The 17,029-nt window shown below is 72.6% G+C and carries 14 protein-coding genes; 4 read left to right on the plus strand and 10 right to left on the minus strand.

From position 1 onward, the window contains the following. Window positions 1-2: 2 nt before the first annotated feature. The 9 genes from GQQ92_RS00950 to hrpA all read right to left on the minus strand — a co-directional run bounded on the left by GQQ92_RS00950 (window position 3) and on the right by hrpA (window position 11,983). Window positions 3-1,196 (minus strand): cation:proton antiporter, encoded by a 1,194-nt coding sequence (locus GQQ92_RS00950; RefSeq protein ID WP_156997372.1) that lies wholly within the window; start codon window positions 1,194-1,196, stop codon window positions 3-5. Between the two features lie 16 nt (window positions 1,197-1,212). After that, on the minus strand, window positions 1,213-1,707 hold the full coding sequence (locus tag GQQ92_RS00955; protein WP_156997373.1) for a cation:proton antiporter regulatory subunit: 495 nt from the start codon (window positions 1,705-1,707) through the stop codon (window positions 1,213-1,215). Between the two features lie 108 nt (window positions 1,708-1,815). Continuing rightward, window positions 1,816-2,688, minus strand: coding sequence for a metal-dependent hydrolase (locus tag GQQ92_RS00960; RefSeq protein WP_156997374.1), 873 nt, complete (start codon window positions 2,686-2,688; stop codon window positions 1,816-1,818). 9 nt (window positions 2,689-2,697) lie between these two features. Then, window positions 2,698-2,874: a hypothetical protein gene (locus tag GQQ92_RS16455; protein WP_197738020.1), complete on the minus strand. Its 177-nt coding sequence runs from the start codon at window positions 2,872-2,874 to the stop codon at window positions 2,698-2,700. Between the two features lie 94 nt (window positions 2,875-2,968). Further along, entirely contained in the window at window positions 2,969-4,126 is a 1,158-nt protein-coding gene (locus tag GQQ92_RS00965; protein ID WP_156998104.1) for an acyl-CoA dehydrogenase family protein, read from the minus strand. 39 nt (window positions 4,127-4,165) lie between these two features. Beyond that, window positions 4,166-5,242: a DUF4349 domain-containing protein gene (locus GQQ92_RS00970; RefSeq protein WP_156997375.1), complete on the minus strand. Its 1,077-nt coding sequence runs from the start codon at window positions 5,240-5,242 to the stop codon at window positions 4,166-4,168. A gap of 337 nt (window positions 5,243-5,579) precedes the next feature. Beyond that, entirely contained in the window at window positions 5,580-6,416 is an 837-nt protein-coding gene (locus tag GQQ92_RS00975; RefSeq protein ID WP_156997376.1) for an aldo/keto reductase, read from the minus strand. A gap of 11 nt (window positions 6,417-6,427) precedes the next feature. Continuing rightward, entirely contained in the window at window positions 6,428-7,636 is a 1,209-nt protein-coding gene (locus GQQ92_RS00980) for an MFS transporter (protein ID WP_156997377.1), read from the minus strand. 180 nt (window positions 7,637-7,816) lie between these two features. Then, a complete protein-coding gene (gene hrpA / locus GQQ92_RS00985; RefSeq protein ID WP_156997378.1) occupies window positions 7,817-11,983 on the minus strand; it encodes an ATP-dependent RNA helicase HrpA in 4,167 nt (1,388 codons plus the stop codon). Window positions 11,984-12,050: 67 nt separating this feature from the next. Here hrpA and GQQ92_RS00990 point away from each other — a divergent pair, with 67 nt between their 5' ends. The 4 genes from GQQ92_RS00990 to pnuC all read left to right on the plus strand — a co-directional run bounded on the left by GQQ92_RS00990 (window position 12,051) and on the right by pnuC (window position 16,574). Further along, window positions 12,051-12,887, plus strand: a complete 837-nt coding sequence (locus tag GQQ92_RS00990) for an aldo/keto reductase (RefSeq protein WP_156997379.1) — start codon at window positions 12,051-12,053, stop codon at window positions 12,885-12,887. A gap of 72 nt (window positions 12,888-12,959) precedes the next feature. Continuing rightward, a complete protein-coding gene (locus GQQ92_RS00995; RefSeq protein WP_156997380.1) occupies window positions 12,960-15,134 on the plus strand; it encodes a thioredoxin domain-containing protein in 2,175 nt (724 codons plus the stop codon). A 244-nt stretch (window positions 15,135-15,378) separates the two neighbouring features. Continuing rightward, on the plus strand, window positions 15,379-15,906 hold the full coding sequence (locus GQQ92_RS01000) for a DUF3054 domain-containing protein (RefSeq protein ID WP_156997381.1): 528 nt from the start codon (window positions 15,379-15,381) through the stop codon (window positions 15,904-15,906). Further along, window positions 15,903-16,574, plus strand: coding sequence for a nicotinamide riboside transporter PnuC (gene pnuC / locus GQQ92_RS01005; RefSeq protein WP_156997382.1), 672 nt, complete (start codon window positions 15,903-15,905; stop codon window positions 16,572-16,574). Before GQQ92_RS01000 ends, pnuC begins: the two co-directional genes overlap by 4 nt. A gap of 3 nt (window positions 16,575-16,577) precedes the next feature. On the opposite strand, the gene GQQ92_RS01010 is transcribed toward pnuC, so the two are convergent. After that, window positions 16,578-16,910 (minus strand): hypothetical protein, encoded by a 333-nt coding sequence (locus GQQ92_RS01010; RefSeq protein WP_156997383.1) that lies wholly within the window; start codon window positions 16,908-16,910, stop codon window positions 16,578-16,580. Window positions 16,911-17,029 lie beyond the last annotated feature (119 nt).

Genomic DNA, 17,029 nt, shown 5'->3' on the forward strand with positions numbered 1-17,029 from the left:
GCTCAGCTCCGGGCGGCGGCAGCGACTCGATCGGCTCGGCGCCGGACGATCGCGCGGAACCACGCGGCATCCGGAACCCTCGCCAGGAACGTGCCGGCGATGATCGTGATGAGCACGTACGCGGTGGCGAGCGGCGCGAGTCCGGGCGCCGCGCCCGACGCGACGGCGATGCCCGCGATGACGATCGAGAACTCTCCGCGAGGCGCGAGCGTGAAGCCCGCGCGCCACTGACCGAGCGTGCCGACCCCGGCCCTGCGGGCGGCGAAGGCACCGGTCACGGCCTTCGTGGCGATGGTCACGACGGCCAGCAGCGCGGCCGGCAGCACCATCGGCCACAGCTCGGACGAGTCGGACGTGATGCCGAAGAACACGAAGAACGTCGCCGCGAACAGGTCGCGGAGCGGAGTCAGCACCCGGCTCGCGTTCGCCGCGACCCGGCCCGAGAGCGCGATGCCGACGAGGAACGCGCCGACCGCCGACGACACGTTCACCTGCGCGGCGAGCCCGGCGACGAGCATCGTGAGCCCGAGCACGCCGAGCAGCAGCGGCTCGTACTGGTCGGCCGGGAACAGGCGCGAGACGAGATGCCCGTGCCGCAGGGCCACGAACAGGATGATGCAGACCACGCCGACCGCGATGCCCACGCCCACGGCGCCCTGGAGGAACGTCGCGCCGACCGCGAGCGCGGAGAGCACCGGCAGGTAGAAGGCCATCGCGAGGTCCTCGATCACGAGCACCCCGAGGATGGCCGGCGTCTCGCGGTTCGACAGTCGGCCGAGGTCGCGCAGCAGCATGGCGACGACGCCGGAGGAGGAGACCCAGGTGACGCCGGCCAGCGCGACCGCGGCGAGCGGCCCCCATCCGAGCATGAGCGCCACGAGGGCGCCCGGCACGGCGTTCAGCAGCGCGTCGAGCAGTCCGGCGGCGCGCGTGGACTTCAGGCTGTCGAAGAGCTCGTTCGCGGTGTACTCGAGTCCGAGCAGTGCGAGCAGCAGGATCACGCCGATCTCGGAGCCGGCCTCCAGGAACTCCGCGCTCGCGTCGAGCGGCACGATGCCGCCCTCGCCGAACGCGAGGCCGATGACGAGGTAGAACGGGATGGGCGACATGCCGATGCGCGCGGCGAGACGCCCGGCGAGGCTCATCACGAGCAGGAGGGCGCCGACTTCGATCAGCAGCAGCGTGGTGTCGTGCATCGGCGGCGCCCGGCGATCAGTCGGGGCCGTTGGCGAGCAGCTTGGCTACTCCGTCGAGTCCTTCGCGTGTTCCGACGACGACGATGACGTCGCCCGCCCGCAGGTTCTCGGACGGCGTCGGGGAGGGGATGATGGCGCCGTCGCGCACGATCGCCACGATCGAGGCATGCGTGCGGGTGCGCGCCTTCGTGTCGCCGAGCGTGCGGTTCAGGTACGGCGAGTCGGTCGGCAGGGCGATCTGCTCGGTGTAGAGGCCGGCCGTCTCGTCGCTGAGGCTCGTGAGACGGCTCAGCATGACCGAGGCGCCGAGCACGTCGGCGAGCGCCGCCGCCTCGTCGTCGTTCAGCTGCACCGAATCGCGGCAGGCATCGGGGTCGTCGCGGTCGAAGACGCCGAGGTCGCGCTCGCCGTCTCGGTGCGAGACCACGCTGATGCGCCGCCCGCCTTCGGTGATGAGGTCGTGACGCACGCCGATGCCCGGCAGGTCGACCTTTTCGATGCGAATACCCACAGCGGATATCGTAACCCCGCCGGGGCCGCCGCCGTCCTGACCCGCCCGGCCGGGCGTGCGCGGGGTGCGTCGGGCGCGCCGTGCGCCGTCAGGCCGTGCGCCGGGTCGTCAGACCGTGACGCCGGTGCGCATCTCGAGCACGGGCGTGCCGGCGTCGTCGACGAGCTGCAGGGCCACCCGGGCGTCGCCGAGCTCGCCGAGCGAGTCGGCATGGGTTCCGCCGCACGGAATCGCCGCCGTGCCGACGGGCAGCTCGGCGACCCAGGTGCGGCGGTCGGTGAGACCGTCGCCGTCGCGGTCGATGCGGACCGCCGCGTTCGCGAAGACCCAGTCCTGCACGGTCGAGCCCACGGTTCGGGCGAGGCCGTCGAGGTCTGCCTCGAGGAGGCCCGCGACGTCGAACCCGGCGCGACGGAGCGACTTGTTGAGCCGGTAGCGGTCGAGCGAACCGCCGGGCTCGATGCGGCTCGAGGTGATGGCGATGCCGTCGAAGTCGGGGTTGCCGAGCGCGTCGGGGCGTGCGGGCTTCGACCAGCGCGACGCGAGGGCGAGGTTCAGGGCGAGGGATGCCGCGTGGCAGGCCGTGTGCCCGAGGGAGAGGGCGCGCCGCGCCGAGGCATCCGCCGTGATCGCGACCGGGTCGCCTTCGGCGATCGCGGCGTCGCCGTCGACGAGGTGGGCGACCGCGAACGACCAGCCCTCGGTGCCCTTGCGCACCGGGATGTCGGCGCCGAGATGGAGCGCTGCGCCGTCGGTGGCCGCGACGACGGCCTCATGCACGGTGAGGCTCACGCCGTGCGCCTCGATGACACCCGTGTCGGCCGGCTGGTCGGGCCAGGCGGCGTCGACGGGGTGGAAGCTGGTGACGTCGGTGACGACCACGAGTCGCCCGTCGACCGGCTCGACGTGCAGCACCCGTGCGGGCTGCACGAGTTCGCCGACGGGGTAGGTGACGCGGGTGTCCTGGGTCGGCAGCGTCATCGCTCGGGCTCAGGCCTTGTCGCTGCGACCGAGGACGTTCATCGGGATCGCGACCGCGATCGCGACGCAGAGGATGCCGGCGAAGAAGACGATCGCCTCGAACCCGGCGATGTGCGTGGCGTTGCCCATCAGCCACATGCCGAAGACGAAGATGGCCATCGAAATGATGAACGCGATGCCGGTCATGCCTCAACTCCCAAGATCTGGCGGCTCCCGGCCGCCGCTGACCCCGCCAGTCTAGCGAGCGGATGCCCCGGGCGGATGCCGCGCGTTCGAGGGGTCACTCGGGCACGGGTCCGAGCCACGCGTTCGCGACGGTCGCGTGCGCCGACTCGTCGTCGGACGGGTGGAACACGCCCGCGAGCACGTCGCGGTACAGCCGCCCGATCTCGGACCCCGCGAAGTAGCTCGACCCGCCCGACACCCGCACGGCCTGGTCGACGACCTGCTTCGCGGTCTCGGTCGAGCGGATCTTCACGCCCACGAGCTTGGCGAACCACTTCGACCCGTGGTCGACGAGCCCGTCGAGGTCGCGGGCGATCGCGAGCAGTTGGGGTTCGAGGGCGTCCTGCGCGAGCGCGGCATCCGCGATGCGCCAGCGGATGTCGGGATCGTGCGCGTACGGCGCACCGCCCGCCTTCATCGAGGTGCGTCGGTGCGCGGCGGCGACGGCGAGGTCGAGCGCCCGCGCGCCGATGCCCGCGTAGACCGAGGCGAGCAGCAGTTCGAAGCTCGCGAAGATGCCGAACACGAGCGGATCGGCGTTCGGGCCCGGGTCGAGGCGGCGCACGATGCGGTCGGGCGCGGCGTACGCGCCGTCGAGCACGGTCGTGCGGCTCTGGCTGGCGCGCATGCCGAGCGTGTTCCAGTCGTCGAGGATCTTCACGTCCGGGTCCTCGCGGTCGATGAAGCCGTAGACGAGCTTCGGGGCATCCGCCGAGGTCTCGTCGAGGCCCATCGTGCCGAGCCGGGTCCAGGCGGGCGAGAGCGAGGTGAAGATCTTGCGGCCCGAGTAGCGGTAGCCGCCGCCCGGCTGCGGATCTGCCACGGTGCGCGAGCCGAACAGCATGAGGTCGTTGCCGGCCTCGCTGATGCCGAACCCGAACACCTCGCCGGCGCCCGCCTCCCGCTGGAGGAACGCGAGCGCGTCGTCGCCGCGGTCGGCGAGGATCTTCGCGACCGCCGTCCACACGAGGTGCATGTTCACCGCGAGGGCCGTCGCCGGCGCGGCGCCCGCGAGTCGCATCTGGCCGCGCACGGCGTCGTCGAGGCCCCAGCCGAGTCCGCCGTGCGCCACCGGCACGAGTGCGCGCGGGTAGCCGATCTCGCGGAGCTCGGCGAGGTCCTCGTCGAAGAACGCGTTCTCGCGGTCGTAGCGTGCGGCCCGTTCGCGGAAGCGCTCGAGCAGCTCGTCGTCGAGCAGGGCCTCGGGGGTCACGGTGTCGGGAGCATCGGAGGTCGCGGTCACGCCGCCAGACTACGCCCGCGTCGCGGGGTCGTGGGCCGGCGCGACGGGCGCCTCCTGAGCGCCGCCATCGGCTCCGGGGGCCGCGCCCGGGTCGCCGGGGTCGGCGGGAGGGCGATCGTCGCGGCGCCGCGCGAGCCGCACGATGGCGACGACGATCGCCGCGACCGCGAGCCCCGCGACCACCCACGGCAGGATCACGCCGACCGCGAGGCCCAGCCATCCGAGGAACAGCAGCAGGCCGTTCCATCCGGCGACGAGGCCGCCCCAGAAGCCGTCGGGCGCCGGGGCGGGCGCGACGTCGACCGTCGCGAATCCGACCGAGAGCGTCGAGTACGCGATCCGGTCGTCGAGCTGTTCGCGCTGCTGCACGAGTCCGTCGAGCTCGCCCTGCCGGCTCGTGAGCTCGGACTCGATCGCGATCAGGTCGCCGAGGTCCTTCGCCTCTGCGAGCAGCGCGGTCATGCGCCCGACGGAGGTCTTCAGCGCGGTGATGCGCGCGTCGAGGTCCTGATGCTGCTGCGTGACATCCGAGGCGTCCATCGAGACCGAGGTGACATCGCCGAGCTCGCGCAGGTCGTCGAGCACGGCGTCGAGGTGGTCGGCGGGGATGCGCAGCGTGAGCGACGCCCACGCGGGCTCGACCTCGCTGCCGGGGTTCTCGGTGCGGTGGTCGACCCGTCCGCCGGCCTGCTCCGCGATCAGCACGGCGTCGGCCGCGGCCTCGACCGGGTCGTCGACCGTGACGTACACGTCGCCTGTCGTGACGACGCTGCGCTCGACGTCGGTCCCTTCGGCATCAGCGCCCTCGGCGGCATCGGGCGCCGCCCCGTCCGAGAGCGCGACCTCGCCCGAGAGCGGCCGGGGCGCCGACCCGTCGGCCGAGCCGCCGGCCGCCGGTGCCTGCTCCGACATCGCCGAGCCGCCGGCGCTGCATCCGGCCAGCATGGCGACCAGCAGCGCCGCGCCGGCGAGCGGGACGACGACGTTTCGACGTCTGGAGAGCGGATGCCGGTGGTCGCCGACCTCCGATGCGGGGTGCTGTTGACGCTCGACTCCCGGGCGGTTGCTGCGCTGCGAGGCTCTCATGCGCTCACGTTACGGCCGGGCCGGATGCCGATGTCTGGGGCCCGGCTGGGAGTGCGGTCACGATCGGATTCCGGTTGGCTGTGAGTCGTCGAACGGCCCCAACGAACGGCGCGGGCCACTCGTTCGGCCGCCTCCCTGCCAACCCTCGATCGCGGAATTCAGGAGATCCTGCGGCATGCGCCGCCAGTAGGTGCCGTTGGGCCCGATCTCCTGAATTCCGGATCGACGCGGGTCGTGAGACGCGGGTCGCACGTCGCGGATCGCGGGTGCGTCGGCCCCGTGCCGCCCGCGGGCGCGTCGGCCCCGCGCGCCGGCGGCGCGGCCAGGGGCGGAGCCGTCAGTCGAGGTCGGGGTCGCGGCCGGTGCGCTCGCCGCTCTCGAGGGCGGCGATCGCGGCGAGGTCGTCGTCGTCGAGCGCGAAGCCGAACACGTCGAGGTTCTCGCGCTGGCGCTGCGGCGAGGACGCCTTCGGGATCGCGACGACGCCCTGCTGCACGTGCCAGCGCAGCACGATCTGCGCGGGCGAGCGCTCATGCTTCGCAGCCAGACGGGCGAGCGTCGGGTCGTCGAGCACGCGTCCGCGGGCGAGGGGCGACCAGGCCTCGACCCGGATGCCGCGTGCCGCGTGATCGGCGCGCAGTTCGCGTTGCGGCAGCCACGGGTGCAGCTCGACCTGGTTGACGACGGGGGCCACGCCGGTCGCGGCGACGATGCGGTCGACGTGGTGCACGTGGAAGTTCGAGACGCCGATCGAGCGCACGCGACCCTCGGCCTGCAGCCGCACGAGCGCCCGCCACGTGTCGACGTACCAGTCGGTCGACGGCACCGGCCAATGGATGAGGTACAGGTCGAGCGACTCGAGCCCGAACCTGCCCATCGACGCGTCGAACGCGCGGAGCGTCCGGTCGTACCCGTTGTCGTCCTTCCAGACCTTGCTCGTCACGAAGAGCTCGTCGCGCGCGACATCCGTCTCTCGCACCGCCTGCCCGACCTCGGCCTCGTTCTCGTAGAACGCCGCCGTGTCGAGGTGCCGGTAGCCGGCGTCGATCGCCGAGAGCGCGAGCCCCGCGGCATCCGCCCTGGGCACTTTGTAGAGCCCGAAGCCGAGCTGCGGGATGCGGGCGCCGTCGGCGAGGTCGAGGCTCGGAGCGAGGGGGAGCGGTGCGTCGGTCAAGGCGTTTCCGATCAGCTCGGTTGCAACGGGACGGGTTCGGTGTCGGGGATCGGGCTCGCGTCGCGCCCGCGCAGGTCGGGGTGCCAGCGCCGGCCGAACGTCGGCACGAGCACGCCGACGAGCGCGAATCCGGCGGCGATCCAGAAGGCGCCCTGCGCGCCGTACCCGTCGATGGAGAAGCCCGCGAGGGCCGAACCGAGCGCCGCCCCGATGAGCTGCCCGGTGCCGACCCAGCCGTAGGCCTCGGCCGTGTCGGAGAACTTGACGCTCGACGAGACGATCGAGAAGAGCACCGCCAGTGCCGGGGCGATGCCGATGCCCGCGACGAAGAGCGTGACCGAGAGCCACCAGAAGTCCATGACGAACGCGGCGAGCGCCATGCCGGCGAAGACGATGAACATGCGGCGCGCGGTCGCCCACGGGCCGATCGGGATGTGGCCGAAGAGCAGGCCGCCCGCGAGACTGCCGACCGAGAAGATCGCGAGCACGATGCCGGCTTCGGGCCCGTCGTGGCCGAACACGGCGACCACGCCCGCCTCGACCGCAGCACATGCGCCGATGAGCAGGAACCCGACGACGGTCGCGAGCAGCACGGCCGGGCGCGCGAGCACGACGCCGAACTTGCGTTTGGAGCGGGGGATGCGGACCCGGCCGAGCTCGGGCGAGCTGATGAACCACGCGCCGCCGACGACCATGAGCGCCGCGGCGAGCATGATCGCCCACACGGTGCCGACCTGGGTCGCGACGAGGGTCGTGATCACGGGGCCGACGACCCAGATGATCTCCTGCGCCGAGGCGTCGAGCGAGAACAGCGGGGTGAGCTGGCGGGAGTTGACCATCTTCGGGTAGATCGTGCGCACCGCCGGCTGCACGGGCGGCGTGGCCAGCCCGGTGATGAACCCGACGAGCATGTAGAGGGGCACCGTCAGCGGGAGCACGCCGATCGAGACGATGCCCGCCACACACACGGCGGTCGTCATGATGAGCACGGGGCGCATGCCGAGGCGGCCCATCAGCCGGCTCGTGAGGGGGCCCGCGATGGCCTGGCCGATCGAGGTCGCGGCGAGCACGAGGCCGGCCGAGCCGTAGGAGCCGGTCTCGCGTTCGACGTGCAGCAGGAACGCGAGCGAGAGCATGCCCGACGGGAAGCGCGCAGTGAGCTGGGCGGCGATGATGCGAGCGACGCCCGAGGTTTTCAGAAGGTCGGTGTAGCTTCCCACGGTGGCACCACTCTATCGATGGGATGCCGCGGGCGGATGCCGGTCGAGGAGGCGCGTCAGCGCCGTCTCGAGACCTTCGGGCGGGCGGGTTCGCGGGTCTCGAGACGCTCCTTCGTCGCTCCTCGACCGGCGTCGCTCCTCGACCGGCGCCGCTCCTCGACCGGCGTCGCGCCGACCGGTTCAGGCGGCGAGCGCCTTCGCGATGCGCTGCGGCGAGACGGGCTCGGCGGTGCGCAGCTCCTGCGCGAAGAGGCTGACGCGCAGCTCCTCGAGCATCCAGCGCACGCGCACGAGCCGTTCGGGCGCCTCGGGGTCGATCGGGATCCGGCCGCCGGCCGCCTCGAACGCCTCGAGCGACGGCTCGAACTGGTTCATCGCCTGGCGGTCGCGACCAGGGTTCTCGACGAGTTTGCCGAGGCGTGCGACGAGCGCGTCGAGGTAGCGGGGCAGGTGCCGCAGCCGCTCGAGGCCCGTCGCCGAGACGAATCCCGCCGGCACGAGTCCCTCGAGCTGCGCGCGCGCGTCGCCGAGGGCCGACATGAGCTGGATGTTCGACGCCTTCGCGATCGCCCGGTCGACCTCGCGCGCCGTGCGCAGGATACGGGCCACGAGCGCCACGGTCGCGAACATGCGGTCCACGATCGACGCCGCGACCGCGTCGCGCACGGCCTCGAACTCGGCGCGCGTGCGCAGCAGGCCGTCGGGGTGGCGGGCTCGGAGCTCGGCGTCGACGCAGGCCGCGACGCAGTCGTCGAGCAGGGCGCGCGTTCCGGGGTAGCTGCTCGTGGCGAGCGCGAGCTTCTCCTCGTTCGAGAGGTGCTCCTGCACGTACGCCACGGGCGTGGGGGTGGCGAGCACGAGCAGACGACGGATGCCGCGGCGCGACGCGCGGTCGCGTTCCTCCGCCGTGGCGAGGAGTCGCAGCGCGACCCCCGCCTTCTCGTCGACGAGCGCGGGATACGCGCGGATCACGTTGCCCGCCTGCCGGGTGTCGAGGTGCGCGGGCAGATCGTCCCACTCCCAGGCGGTGATGCCCGAGCGCTCGGCGAGGGCGGGGTTTGCGGCGGCGGGGGGTGCGTCGGAGTGGTCTCGAGACGGCCACGGGCGGCGTCCTCGACCGGCGGGGTCGGGGCGGCCTCCTCGACCGGCGGCGTCGGGGCGGCCTCCTCGACCGGCGGCGTCACGGCGGCCACCGGCATCCGGGATCGAGGTCACCGCCTTCGCGACGGCCTCGCGCGTGCGGTCGGCGAGCGAGGCCTGCAGGGCGCCGAGGTCCTTCGAGGCGCCGAGGGTGCGGCCGCGCTCGTCGACCGCACGGTAGGTGACGCGAAGGTGCGGCGGCACGCGTTCGAGGTCGAAGTCGGAGGGGTCGACGGTCGCGTAGGTGAGCGCGCGGATGATGCGTCCGACGGCGAGCGGGAACGGGTCGCGATCTTCACCGCCCTCGGGGCCCGCGGGCAGTTCGGCGGCGATCTTCGCGGCCCACTCGGCGGCCGGCACGACCTGACGGCGGATGACCTTCGGCAGGGTGCGCAGCAGCGCGGTGATGAGCTCGTCGCGGAGGCCTGGCACCTGCCAGTCGAAGCCGGCGGCGCTGATGCGCGGCAGCAGCACGATCGGCACGACCACCGTGACGCCGTCGTCCTCGGTGCCCGGTTCGAACCGGTACGACAGCGAGTACGTCTGGTCGCCCTGCCGCCAGCGGTCGGGGAACGCGTCGCCCGTGTCGGCCACGGCGTCCTCGTCGAGCAGGTCGGCGCGCGTCATGGTGAGCAGGTCGGGGCGGCTGCGGTGCTCGCCTCGCCACCAGCGCTCGAAGGAACGGGTGTCCGAGACATCCGCCGGCACCCGCGCCTCGTAGAAGCGCACGACGGTCTCGTCGCCGACGAGGAGGTCGCGGCGGCGTGTGCGCTCCTCGACTTCGCCGAGCTCGCGGCGGAGCGCCGCGTTCGCCCGCAGGAAGCCGAACACGCGGCGGTCGAGCCGGTCGGAGTCCCAGTCGCCCTCGACCAGCGCATGCCGGATGAACAGCTCGTGCGCGAGCGCCGGGTCGACGCGGCCGAGCAGGATGCGGCGCTTCGCGACGATCGGCACCCCGAAGAGCGTCACCTTCTCGTCGGCGACGGCCGAACCCTGGCGGCGCTCCCAGCGCGGCTCGCTGAACGAGCGCTTGGCGAGCGGACCGGCGAGCTGCTCGGCCCACGCCGGATCGATGGCCGCGTTCGTGCGGGCGAAGAGCCGGCTCGTCTCGACGAGCTCGGCGCTCATGATCGCGGCCGGCGGCTTCTTCGCGAGCGCGGATCCGGGGAACACCACGAACCTCGCGTTGCGCGCGCCGACGAACTCGGCCTGTTGGCGGCGTCCCTTGCGCTCGGACTCGCGAGCCGAGCCGGCGCCGCCGCGCCCGCTCGAGGTCTTGCTGTCGTCGCGCAGGCCGATGTGCGAGAGCAGGCCTGCGAGCAGCGCCCGGTGGATGCCGTCGCCGTTGGGCTCGCCCGCCTCCTTCGCGACGTGGAGCCCGAGCGGCTTCGCGAGCCGCACGAGCTGGCGCACCAGATCCTGCCACTCGCGCACACGCAGGTAGTTGAGGTACTCGCTCTTGCACATGCGCCGAAAGGCGCTGCCCGAGAGCTCGCGCTGCTTGGCCTCGAGGTGGTTCCAGAGGTTCAGCAGGCTGAGGAAGTCGCTCGTCGGATCGACGAACCGGGCGTGGAACTGGTCGGCCTGCTCGCGCCGCTCGAGCGGGCGCTCCCGCGGGTCCTGGACGGTGAGTCCGGCGACGATCGCGAGCACCTCGCGCGAGACGCCCTGCGTCTTGGACTCCAGCACCATGCGCGCGAAGCGGGGCTCGATCGGCAGCCGCGACAGCTGGCGCCCGATGCGGGTGAGCTGGGGACCGCGTGCGGCCGCGGCATCCGCTCGCCCTGCCCGATCCGCTCGTCCGGCCCGGTCGCCGCGGTCGTCCTCGAGGGCGCCGAGCTCGCGCAGCAGATCGAGGCCGTCGCGGATGCCGCGCCCGTCGGGCGGGGTCAGGAACGGGAACTCCTCGATCGGGCCGAGACCGAGCGAGGCCATCTGCAGGATGACGGCCGCGAGGTTCGTGCGCAGGATCTCGGGGTCGGTGTACTCGGGGCGGCGCTCGAAGTCGTCTTCGGAGTAGAGGCGGATCGCGATGCCGTCGCTCGTGCGCCCCGACCGGCCGGAGCGCTGGTTCGCCGAGGCCTGCGAGATCGCCTCGATCGGCAGGCGCTGCACCTTCGAGCGCACCGAGTAGCGGCTGATGCGCGCCGTGCCGGCGTCGACGACGTAGCGGATGCCGGGCACGGTCAGGCTCGTCTCGGCGACGTTCGTGGCGAGCACGACGCGTCGGCGCAGGCCCGCGACCCTCGAGGGCTCGAACACCCGGTGCTGGTCGGCCGAGGAGAGCCGGCCGTAGAGCGGCAGCACCTCGGTCTCGCCTCGTCTGCCGGTTGAGCCTGTCGAAACCCCGTAGTGCGCGCGCACCGCGGCCTCGGCGTCGCGGATCTCGCCCTCACCCGAGAGGAACACGAGCACGTCGCCGGATGACTCGCGGTCGAGTTCGTCGAGGGCGTCGAGGATGCCGCGCTGCACGTCTTTGTCGTCGGCTGCGGCGCCCTCGTCGTCGCTGTCCTCCGCCGGTCGAGGAGCGCCCGACGAAGGAGGACGCGTCTCGAGACCCTCCGCCACGAGCGGCCGGTACCGCACCTCGACGGGGTACGTGCGCCCCGACACCTCGATCACGGGGGCGGGCACGGGTTCGGGCAGCGGCGCGCCCGCGGCATCCGTCTCGCTCGCGAAGTGCCGCGCGAAGCTCTCGGGATCGATCGTCGCGCTCGTGACGATCACCTTGAGATCGGGGCGGCGGGGGAGCAGGCGCTTCAGGTACCCGAGCAGGAAGTCGATGTTGAGGCTGCGTTCGTGCGCCTCGTCGATGATGATCGTGTCGTACTTGCGGAGGTCGCGGTCGCGGTGGATCTCGTTCAGCAGGATGCCGTCGGTCATCACCTTGATGCGCGTGGCGTCGCTCACCTGGTCGGTGAAGCGCACCTGGTAGCCGACGAGCCCGCCGAGCTCGACGCCCAGCTCGTCGCTGATGCGCTCGGCGATGGTGCGGGCCGCGATGCGACGCGGCTGCGTGTGCGCGATCGACTCCCGGCCGAGCTCGAGGCAGATCTTCGGCAGCTGCGTGGTCTTGCCCGACCCGGTCGCGCCGGCGACGATGACGACCTGGTGCTCGCGCAGGGCGCGCGCGATCTCCTCGCGCTGCCCGGAGACGGGCAGCTCGGGGGGATACGTGATCACGGGGATCGGCGAAGGCGCGGTCATCAGCCCTCCATCGTATGTCGGGCGCAACCCCCTGTCGTGTGTCGCAGGCGCGTGATGGGATGGAGCCATGACCGATCAGCTCGTACCCCGTGTCCAGCTCAACGACGGCTACTCGATCCCGCAGCTCGGGTTCGGCGTGTTCAAGGTCGATCCCGACGAGACCGAGCGCATCGTGAGCGATGCCCTCGAGGTCGGCTACCGGCACCTCGACACCGCCCGCATCTACGGCAACGAGGCGGGGGTCGGGCGTGCGATCGCAGCCTCCGGCATTCCGCGCGAAGAGCTCTTCATCACCACCAAGCTCTGGAACGACGACCAGGGCGCCGAGTCGGCGCGCGTCGCGTTCGAGCAGAGCCGCGAGCGCCTCGGGCTCGACTACGTCGACCTCTACCTCATCCACTGGCCGTCGCCCGCGCGCGACCGCTACGTCGAGACCTGGAAGGCCCTCGAGCAGCTCCGCGAGACCGACGGCGTGCGCTCGATCGGCGTGTCGAACTTCCTGACCCATCACCTCGAACGGCTCCTCGCCGAGACCGAGGTCGTGCCCGCGGTCGACCAGATCGAGCTGCACCCGTACCACCAGCAGCCCGCGACGGCCGCGTTCGCCGACGAGCACGACATCCGCATCGAGGCCTGGGGGCCGCTCGGGCAGGGCAAGTACCCGCTCTTCGACCTGCCCGAGATCACGGGCGCCGCCGCCGCCCACGACGTGACCCCGGCGCAGGTCGTGATCCGCTGGCATCTGCAGCGCGGGCACATCCTGTTCCCGAAGTCGAACCGTCGCGAGCGCATGGCCGAGAACTTCGACGTGCTCGGCTTCGAGTTGAGCGAAGACGAGGTCGCCGCCATCACGGGCCTCGAACGCGAGGGTCGCGTGAGCGCGCACCCCGACGAGGTGGACTGAGCGGATGCCGCGGGTTGAGCGGATGCCGCAGGCCGAGCGGATGCCGCAGCGCGGCGTCGTGGGAGCGCCCTCGTGAATCGCCTCGCCGGTGCCCTCAGCCCCTACCTGCGTTCGCACGCCGGCAACCCGGTCGACTGGTTTCCGTGGGGTGAGGAGGCGTTCGCCGCCGCGCGCGAGCGCGACGTGCCCGTGCTCGTGTCGATCGGCTACGCGACGTGCCACTGGTGCCACGTGATGGCACGCGAGAGCTTCAGCGACCCCGCCGTGGCGGCGTACCTGAACGAGCATTTCGTGGCGATCAAGGTCGACCGCGAAGAGCACCCCGACGTCGACGCGAGCTACCTCGCGGCGGCGTCGGCGTTCACGAAGCAGCTCGGCTGGCCCCTCACGGTGTTCGCGACGCCCGAGGGGCGGGCGTTCTACGCGGGCACGTACTTCCCGCCGCAGGCGGTGCAGGGGGTTCCGGCATTCGTCGACGTGCTCGCCGCGGTGACCGATGCCTGGCGCGACCGCCGCGGCGAGCTCCTCGAGACGGCCGGCGCGGTGGCCGAGGCGTTGGGCGCGGCATCCGGCGCCTCGATCGCGGGTGCGCTGCCCACGCTCGAGGCGCTCGGGCCTGCGCTCACCGCGATCGCGGACGACGAAGACCCGGTGCACGGCGGATTCGGCGGGGCGCCGAAGTTCCCGGTGGCGCCCGTGCTCGACTTCCTCGCAGCGTCCGGCGCGCCCGGCCGCGTGCTCGCCGAGCGCACGCTGCTCGCGATGGGCCGCTCGCCGCTGCGCGACCCGGTCGAGGGCGGGTTCTTCCGCTACGCGACGCGCGCCGACTGGAGCGAGCCGCACTACGAGCGCATGCTCACCGACAACGCGCTCCTGCTGCGGGTGCTCGCGGAGCTGATGACCGACGCCGGGGCACGCTCGGGCGCCGGTGAGGGCGCCGGTGGTGCGGGTGCCGATCCCGCCGCCGATCGACTGGCCGACCTCGCGTCGGGTGCGAGCGGGTTCCTGCGCGACGTCATGCAGCTCCCGTCCGGCGGGTTCGCGAGTGCGCAGGACTCCGAGAGCGACGTCGACGGTGTGCGTTCCGAGGGCGGCTACTACGCGCTCACCGCCGAGGAGCGGAGGTCGCAGCCCGCGCCCGCGCTCGATGCAAAGGTGCTCGCCGGCTGGAACGGCCTCGCGATCGGCGCGCTCGCGCGGTTCGGCGCCGTCGACGGCGGTGCGGCGGGCGCCGAGGCGATCGCCGCGGCGACGCGTGCGGCCGATCACGTGCTCGGCCTGCACCTGCGGGCCGACGGCACCCTCGTCCGGGCCTCGCTCGACGACGCCGTCTCAGAGGCGCGGGCCACCCTCGAGGACGTCGGCATGCTCGCCGGCGGACTCGTCGATCTGGCGCTCGCCACGGGCGAGGCGAGCTACGCCGTGACGGCGCGCACCCTCATCGACGGGGCGCTCGCGGCCGGGGCGCGCGCGGCCGAGGCGCTCGCGGCCGGGGCCGGCGCGAGCTCGGGCGGTGCGGTGCCGCCCGGCGGGTTCGCGCCGCCCGGCGGCGCCGATCCGGTGCTCGCGGCGCGGGGACTCGCGATGCCCGACGACCCGGCCGAGGGCGCGACGCCGTCGGGCCTCACGTCCTGCGCCGATGCGGCGTGGCGGCTCGCCGCGCTCGGCGCCGGCGAACGGTACCTCGTCGCGGCGCGCGACGCGATGGCCGCGGTCGCCGGCATCGTGGTGCAGCGTCCGATCGCGTTCGGCGGTTCGCTCGCCCTCATGGCGAGGCTCGCGTCGCCCCTGGTGCAGGTCGTCACGGTGGTTCCGGATGCCGCGGGCGACCCCGTGCCCGCACCCGACCCGGTGCGGCCCGAGGCCGTGTTCGATCCGGTGCTCGGCGGAGGCTTCCGGCCGGCGTTCGACCCGACGCTCGAGCTGGTCGACGCGACGCGGCGGCAGCCCGCCTCCGTCACGGCGATCGTCTCCGAGTCGCAGGCGCGGGCCTTCGCCGCCGCCGGCTTCGAACTCTTCGAGGGTCGGAGCGCGCTCGACGGCGAGGCCACGGCCTACCGCTGCGAGTCGTTCGTGTGCGCCCTCCCCGTGCACACGCCCGCGGGTCTCGTCGCGGCCGCCGCGGCTTCCGCTCCTGCCGCCGCGTCTTCCGCGTCAGCCGAGTCTTCTGCGTCGGCCGAGTCTTCCATGTCGGACAGGCCTTCCATGTCGGACGCGTCTTCCGAGACTGCCGACGACGAACACTGAGGCCCACCGCTCCGACCGCTCGCATCGCTCACACCGGACCGACTGCTCCGACCGCCTGTCGGCTGTGGGCTCCGTCCGGCCGCGCGGCGAAGGCTGGAGCGCGCCATGGGCGCGCGATCGGGTCGGGGGCCGGGAAACCGGGTGTCCCCGCTGAAACCTTGTAGCGATGTAGCGATGTAGCGATGTAGCGATGTAGCGCCCGTTTCGGAACGGAGTACCCCGCGGCCGCCCGTACGATGAGGGCGTGAATCCTCCTTCGGTCGGGCCGCGCGATGCGGAGCCGCGTTCCACGCACGGTGCAGGTGCAGGTGCGATCGTCATCGCTGCGGTGCTCGACGTCGTGCTCGTGATCGCGTTCGCGCTGACCGGGCGCAGCAGCCACGCCGAAGCGCTCGACCTCGTCGGGCTGTGGGGCACCGCCTGGCCGTTCCTCGCCGGAGCCGCACTCGGCTGGGTCGCGATCCGCGCCTGGCGCGCCCCGTTCGCGGTGTGGCCCACGGGCGTCGTCGTCTGGGCGGCCTCGGTGGTCTTCGGCATGATCCTCCGAGCACTGACGGGTCAGGGCACCGCGTTCGCGTTCATCGTCGTCGCGACGCTCACCCTCGCCCTCCTCCTCATCGGCTGGCGCGCGATCGCGCGGCTCGCGCTCCGCCTGCGACGGGCGAAGGCCCGCACCGCGGCATCCGACCGCACCGAGACAACCGTCGGCACCGCGGCATCCGACCGCACCGACACCGCAGCAGGCGTCGCATCCGAGGATCCGACGCCGTGAACCCGATCGAGTGGCTGTTCGATGCACAACTCGTCATCGGCGACCAGGTGGTCCTGTGGCGCGAGATCGTCGGCAACCTGTTCGGCCTCGCGAGCGCGCTGGGCGGGCTGCGGCGCAAGATCTGGGCGTGGCCCGTCGGCATCGTCGGCAATGCGCTGCTGTTCACCGTCTTCATGGGGGCGGTGTTCGACACCCCGAACCCCGTCAACCTGCTCGGCCAGGCGGCCCGGCAGATCATGTTCATCATCGTGTCGATCTACGGCTGGGTGCGGTGGTCGCAGCACCGGCGCGCGGGCGGCGGCGACACCCCCGCCGTCGAACCCCGCTGGGCGGGCTGGAAGGTCCGCGTCGCGCTCGGCCTCGGCATGGTCGGCGGCACCCTGGCGCTGACCCCGCTCTTCCGGGCGCTCGGCTCCTTCGAACCGGTCTGGGCCGACGCCTGGATCTTCGTCGGATCGCTGCTCGCGACCTACGGCATGGCCAAGGGCTGGACCGAGTTCTGGCTCATCTGGGTCGCCGTCGACCTCGTCGGCGTGCCGCTGCTGCTCAGCGCCGGCTACTACGCATCCGCGTTCATGTACGTCTTCTACGGGGCGTTCACCCTGCTCGGGTTCTTCACCTGGATGCGCGTGCAGCGCAGAGCCGCAGCGCAGACGCAGCCCGGCTGAGCGTCACCAAGACGACGGCACCCGATCGAGCACCTTCCACACGGCGGCGCTCAACTCGGGCAGCTCGAGCGCGATCTCGCGCAGCAGCTCGAACTCGAACTTCTCGACGTCGCCCGCACGTGCCGCCGGGTGATAGGCCCGCGCCCGCGCGACGCTCCAGCGCTCGGAATGGATGCGCTCCTCACGCAGGGTGGCCACGACCTGCTCGTCGACCGACGGAAGATCGGGCAGGAAGACCCACGGGTCCTCCCCGAGGCGGCAACGCAGCTCGATGAGCGCGGAGAGTTCGTCGCGCGCGTCCTGCCGCAGATTCTCCAGCATCGTCGCGTGTGTCATGGCGACCTCCCCTCGCTGTCTCGATGCTAGCCAACGCTACGGCCCTCGTGTGTCGCGCGGGTTACGCCGGATGAACGCAGATGGACTCCCGATGACATGCCGGTGACGCGCTGCCCTCG

It is taken from the genome of Agromyces terreus, from assembly GCF_009749465.1.
In the GTDB taxonomy this organism is placed as follows: domain Bacteria; phylum Actinomycetota; class Actinomycetes; order Actinomycetales; family Microbacteriaceae; genus Agromyces; species Agromyces terreus.